The following is a 6,072-nucleotide window of genomic DNA, read 5'->3' on the forward strand; positions in this document are numbered from 1 at the left end:
AGTCAGTACCTTGTGTTTTTCATACAACGCCTGGGCCAGGCCCAGCGTGTTCTTGGCCGAGAAGCCGAAGCGGCCATTGGCCTCGCGCTGCAGCGACGTCAGATCGAACAGCGCAGGCGCCATCGACGTCGTCGGTTTCGATTCCTCGGTAACCTTGCCCTGCTTACCCATGCAGGCCGCGACGATCGCTTCCGCATCGACCTTGGCCCACAGGCGCTCGGCGCGTTTTTCCGGGTCGTCGTCCTTCTTGAACTTCGTGTCGAGCCAGCGGCCTTCATACGTGCCGGCGGCGGCACGGAATTCCGCGCGCACTTCCCAGTAGTCGCGCGGCACGAATTTCTTGATCTTCTCTTCGCGCTCCACGACGATCGACAACGTGGGCGTCTGGACGCGGCCCACGGTCGTCAGGTAGAAGCCGCCTTCCTTCGAGTTGAAGGCGGTCATCGCGCGCGTACCGTTGATGCCGATCAGCCAGTCGGCTTCCGAGCGGCAACGGGCGGCATCGGCCAGCGGCAGCATTTCCTGGTCGCTGCGCAGGTGGGCGAAGCCGTCGCGGATGGCGTTCGGCGTCATCGATTGCAGCCACAGGCGTTTGACGGTCTGCTTGGCCTTGGCGTTCTGGGCGATCAGGCGGAAGATCAGTTCACCTTCGCGGCCCGCGTCGCATGCGTTGATCAGGGTATCGACATCCTTGCGCTTGATCAGCTTGTTCAGCACTTTGAGGCGCGACTCGGTCTTCGCGATCGGATTCAGCGCGAAGTACGGCGGAATCATCGGCAGGTGCGTAAAACTCCATTTGCCGCGCTTGACGTCGTACTCCTCGGGCACCGCGATCTCGAGCAGGTGGCCGACGGCGGACGACAGGACGTATTCGTCGGATTCGAAATACTCATCGTGCTTGGTAAAGCCGCCGAGCGCCTTGGCGATGTCGTTCGCCACGGAGGGCTTTTCGGCAATGATGAGGGCTTTGGTCATATGGTTTCTCGTACTTGTTCTGGGCTTGGCTCGCGCATCATACATGAGCCGTAGAGGGAAACGGCTCGGTCAGCCGATCCTTTGTTAGCTTATTAGTAACTATTGGCAGGTAGCGGCCAATGATAAGCGGGTTGGCGCGCAATCCGCAAGTAGACTGTGCCTGCGTGCGCATTGCGGCAACCCGGCCATGCTGCCTCGAAAAATACGCGGGATCTTGCTTTAGCGCAAGAAAAAACGGGGCCGCAGCCCCGTTCCATATATTATCGATCGTATCTGTTACAAGTGTCAGTGCAGCAGGCGCGGCGCGGCATCTTCCTCGTCCGAACCGAACAGGTCGTCGAACATCAGCGCATCCGGCTCCTTGCCCTGGCTCCACAGGAGCATCAGGACGATGATCTTCAGCTTGCCCAGCGTGACGGGCGACTCGTCCAGCGCCAGCGCGCGTTCGATGACGATCTCGCGCTGCGACGCGGACAACAATCCGGCCAGTTCCAGGAACTGGATGAAGCCGACGGCGGCGCTGCCGAGCGTGTCGACTTCCTGGGCGATGTAGAAGCGCGTGCCGCTCGATTCGAGGGCGGGGTTGGTGGTCCCGGCCATTTCTGTCAGGCCATTCAGCCAGTCCAGCGCTTCGGAAATTTCGACATCGTCGAAACCGACGGCAGACAGCTTGCGTGCCAAGGCAGCCGGCTCGGGGCAGGCATCGGGACGGTAATACGTCTCGTAGAGGTAGACTAGGATGTCGAACATGGTGACGCTACTGTAGCAGCTAAGCTTCGTGTGGCACAAGTGCGTCACGTGCTCCACTACCGCCAGGAAATGCCGGCGTTGTTTATCGGCCTTATCGGGTTCGCCACCTTATTTTCCTCGCATTATCGCCTGTTTAGCCGTTTCCTGTTCTCTGGATGAGGCCTCCGGCCAATCGCTCGATCCGCCCCGCCAGCTCCAGCACGAGCAGGTTCGCGCTGAGCTCACCCGCATGCCAGCCGAGCCTGGCCAGCAGCACGTCGGGCGCCACGGGATCGTGGCCGAGGGCGGCCAGCAGCGCCGATCCGGCCTGCGTGCCGGCATCCTGGCCGGGCATGTCATCGATCCTGATATCCGGCTCGGGTAGATGCGCTGCCAGCAATGGTGATAACGCGAGGGCTTCCAAAACGTCCTGCGCCGTCTCGACGAGCCGGGCGCCTTCGCGGATCAGCGTGTGGCACCCCTTGGCCAGCGCCGCGTGGATCGAACCGGGGATGGCGAACACGTCGCGCCCCTGCTCGGCAGCCTGCCTGGCCGTGATCAGCGAACCGGATTGCGCCGCCGCCTCGACGACGAGCACGCCGACCGCGAGTCCGCTGATGATCCGGTTACGCCTGGGGAAATTGCTTGGGATGGGGGGCGTGCCGATGGGGTATTCGCTGACGATGCAGCCGTCCTGCGCGATGCGCTCGCACAGGACGCGGTTACGGGCCGGATACGCCTGGTCGGGGCCGGTGCCGACGACGGCGATGGTGCCGCCGCAGCGGCGCAGCGCCCCTTCGTGCGCGGCGGCGTCGATGCCCAGCGCGAGGCCGGACACGATGCACAGCCCAGCCCCGGACAAGGCCTCGGCGAGGGCCGTCGCGTTCGCCCTGCCCTGCACGCTGGCGTTGCGGCTGCCGACGATGGCGAGGCAAGGCCCGTCCAGCAGCCGCGCATCGCCTCTAATATAGAGGAGCAGCGGTGGATCGGGGATCCGGGCCAGCAGTTCGGGATAGCCGGGCTCGCCCAGCGCGAGGACGCGGTGGCCGGGGGCCTCCAGCCACGCCAGCGTGGCGTCCAGCAGGCGGCAGATTGCCTCGGTTGGCGGTTGCAGCAGCGCATGCGCCAGCGCCGGGCCGACGCGGGCCGCCAATGCGGCATGGCCGGCGGCGAAGACGGCCTCCGGGCTGCCGAAGGCGTCCAGCAGCGCGGCGGCCGTGCGGGGGCCGATGCCGGGGCAGCGGTCCAGGCGGAGCCAGGCCGCCAGCCGGGAGGGGGATAGTGCAGGCACTGCGTGAAGGTCCGCGTCCTGCACGGTACTCTACTCCGGTGATCGCGCGACGTCGCCGATCTGGACGGGTGCCGTCACCTGCATGACCAGGCCATACGCGACGTGGTTGAAAACCCGGAAGATGAACAGTTCGCCGTATTGCTCGTCCGGGAGCCTCAGTTTGGCCTTGCCGAACCCGAGGAAACCTTTGCTTTCCGGGTCCGTCACGGTCTGTCCGAGATGATAAAGCTGCAGCACGGCGCCGACATCGAGTCCGTCAAGTGTGCCCCGATTGACAGTCACGACCTGGTTCTGCGAAGCGAAGTTCGATTCGGACGCCATGGCCATCACGCGCGCCGCCACCGGTCGCGCGGGCGCGTGCGGCACGTAGTTGCGCAGCGGCGTGGGCGGCGTCGGCAGCAGGCGGTCGCCGACGCCCATTTCCTTCACGGAACGAGTGACGACGAATGTGTGCACGTCCGTGCCCGGCCCCGCTGCCTTCACCAGGCGCGCCGTACCGACATAGGCCGCCTCGTGGGCGACGACGAGGTTCGTGTCCGGATCGCGCAATTCCTTGCCCGGGCGGAACACCTGGAAACTGGTCGCGCCGTCGAGTGCGCCGCGCACATAGATGCGGTCGCCCTCGCCCAGGTAAAGCCGGTCTTCCTGCGCCGCGACGATGCGTGCGGCGCCGGCCAGCGCCTGCGGCTCGACGACGAGCGGCTGGGTCAGGAAAGGTTCGATCGCGCCGGGCGGGATGGCGGGCACGGCATTGTCCTCGTCCATGCGCTCCGTGCGCAGTTGCGGGGACAGGCGCACCAGCGGCGGCTGGCCGGCGTCCGCTCCGGCGCCCGGCCGGTTCAGCGTCAGGCGACCATGGGCGCGATCGAAATACACGATCTGGCCGGGATAGATCCAGTGCGGATTGCGGATCTCGTCGCGGTTCAGGCCCCAAACCTGGGGCCAGCACCATGGATGCTCGAGGAAGGTGCCGGAAATGTCCCATAGGGTATCGCCCTTGACGACGACGTGCTGGTCGGGGGCATTCGGGCGGAACGAACAGCTGGTGGCGGCCTGGGCCGGGCCGGCGCCGAGACATGCCACCACGGAGGTAAATGCGGCCGCGGCGGTGGCGCGGGTCATGAGCGACCGGGCAGCGCCTGTGCTAAAATTTTTCATTGGAGAGTCCGTAAAGTGCGGCAATGATCGCGCTACGCCACCGCAGCCGGCAACAAAGCAGGAAACCGACGACTCTTCGACCGCACCGCGGAGCGAGAAGGGGCGCAAGAGTTGCCTTACTGAATCAAATTCTGCCGAGAAATCCCTGAACTAGCAAGACAAATTGGGTACCTCGAAAAACCGTCGCGAGCGGCCGCCATGTTGTCCGAGAAGCGCAGCTGTACGAGTAGTACAGTGAGCATCGCAGGGCAACAGGGCAACGCGCAGCAGGTTTTTCGACGTGCCCAACCGTGCCCGCCAGCGGGGGCGGCGTGTTGCGTTTATGTCTGCGCAACCCAATATAACGATTACCGAGTAACTTCGAATACACAGCCATGGCCTTACTGAACATCCTCCGCTACCCCGACCCACGCCTGCACAAGGTCGCCAAGCCGGTCACCGAATTCGGCGACCACCTCCACAAGCTGGTGGCGGACATGGCCGAAACCATGTACGAAGCGCCCGGCGTGGGCCTGGCTGCGACGCAGGTCGACGTGCACGAGCGCGTGGTCGTCATCGACGTGACCGAGACCAAGGACGACCTGCTGGTCTTCATCAACCCGGAAATCGTCTGGTCCAGCCCGGAAAAACAGGTCTACGACGAAGGCTGCCTGTCGGTGCCGGGCATTTATGACGGTGTCGAGCGTCCCTCGCGCGTGAAAGTGCGCGCCGTCGACCAGTTCAACAAGCCGTTCGAGCTCGAAGCCGACGGCCTGCTGGCCGTGTGCATCCAGCACGAGATGGACCACTTGATGGGCAAGGTCTTCGTGGAATACCTGTCGCCGCTGAAGCGCAACCGCATCAAGACCAAGCTGCAGAAGGAAGAGCGCGACATGCAGCGCTCTTCCGCCCGCCGCGCATGACCGCGAAGATGAAAGTCGTCTTTGCCGGCACGCCGGAATTCGCCGCCGTCGCGCTGCGTGCCCTGCTGGACGCCGGCTTCGAGGTGCCGCTCGTGCTGACCCAGCCGGACCGTCCGGCCGGCCGCGGCATGCAGTTACAGGCATCCGCCGTAAAACAGGTCGCCGTCGCGCACGGCATTCCCGTGCTGCAGCCGCTGTCGCTGCGCATGGACGCGAAGGACCCGCAGCGCGCGAGCGAGGCGCAAGCCGCGCATGAGCGCCTGCTGGCCACGGATTACGATGTGATGGTCGTGGCCGCGTATGGCCTGATCCTGCCGCGCTCCACCCTGGACATTAAACCCTGCATCAATATCCACGGGTCCATCCTGCCCCGCTGGCGCGGCGCCGCCCCGATCCACCGCGCGATCGAAGCGGGCGATGCGGAGACGGGCGTCACCATCATGGAAATGGAAGAAGGCCTGGACACGGGGCCGATGCTGCTGATCGAGCGCGTGGCCATCGACGACACGGACACGACCGGTACCCTGCACGACAAGCTGGCGGCCCTCGGCGGCCGCATGATCGTCGATGCGCTGCATCAGATGGCGCAGGGCCGGCTGGAAGCCGTGCCCCAGCCGGAGGCAGGCGTGACCTATGCCGCCAAGATCGGCAAGGAAGAAGCGAAGCTCGACTGGACGCTGCCGGCTTTGGCACTGGCGCGCAAGGTGCGCGCGTTCAATCCGTTCCCGGGCGCGCATGGCCAGGCAGGCGCGACGACGATCAAGGTCTGGAACGCCCAGCCGGCCGACGGCCAAGGACAGCCGGGCCAGGTGCTGCAGGCTGACGCCCAGGGCATCGTCGTCGCCTGCGGTGCGGGTGCGCTCCGCTTGACGGAATTGCAAAAGCCAGGCGGCAAGCGCCTGGCAGCGGCCGAATTCCTGAAGGGTTTTTCGTTCGACGGGCTCGCGTTCGCGTAACGTCGTGTTACATCAATAGTTACATCAATAAAGAAGGGCCTCAGCCGGATGGCGCCGGCTG

6 protein-coding genes are annotated in these 6,072 nt (G+C 65.0%); 2 read left to right on the forward strand and 4 right to left on the reverse strand.

Annotated elements, in window-relative coordinates; all coding sequences use genetic code 11:
- From AC1DYX_RS26425 to AC1DYX_RS26440, 4 genes are all read right to left on the reverse strand, one after another.
- Nucleotides 1–975, reverse strand: a 975-nt coding sequence (locus AC1DYX_RS26425; protein WP_477264409.1) for a DNA topoisomerase, incomplete at its 3' end; no start/stop codon positions are given.
- A 285-nt stretch (nt 976–1,260) separates the two neighbouring features.
- Nucleotides 1,261–1,725, reverse strand: a complete 465-nt coding sequence (locus AC1DYX_RS26430; protein WP_091669847.1) for a Smg family protein — start codon at nt 1,723–1,725, stop codon at nt 1,261–1,263.
- Nucleotides 1,726–1,858: 133 nt separating this feature from the next.
- Entirely contained in the window at nt 1,859–2,995 is a 1,137-nt protein-coding gene (dprA, locus tag AC1DYX_RS26435; protein ID WP_477264412.1) for a DNA-processing protein DprA, read from the reverse strand.
- Nucleotides 2,996–3,025: 30 nt separating this feature from the next.
- Nucleotides 3,026–4,153, reverse strand: coding sequence for a LysM peptidoglycan-binding domain-containing protein (locus tag AC1DYX_RS26440; protein ID WP_477264414.1), 1,128 nt, complete (start codon nt 4,151–4,153; stop codon nt 3,026–3,028).
- Nucleotides 4,154–4,527: 374 nt separating this feature from the next.
- Here AC1DYX_RS26440 and def point away from each other — a divergent pair, with 374 nt between their 5' ends.
- Both def and fmt read left to right on the forward strand, forming a co-directional pair.
- Complete coding sequence (gene def / locus AC1DYX_RS26445) at nt 4,528–5,055, forward strand: peptide deformylase (protein ID WP_477264416.1); 528 nt, start codon at nt 4,528–4,530, stop codon at nt 5,053–5,055.
- An 8-nt stretch (nt 5,056–5,063) separates the two neighbouring features.
- The gene (gene fmt / locus AC1DYX_RS26450; RefSeq protein ID WP_477264418.1) at nt 5,064–6,011 is read left to right on the forward strand and encodes a methionyl-tRNA formyltransferase; all 948 of its coding nucleotides are present in this window, start codon (nt 5,064–5,066) and stop codon (nt 6,009–6,011) included.
- Nucleotides 6,012–6,072 lie beyond the last annotated feature (61 nt).

It is taken from the genome of Massilia sp. P2_C2 (assembly GCF_056404615.1).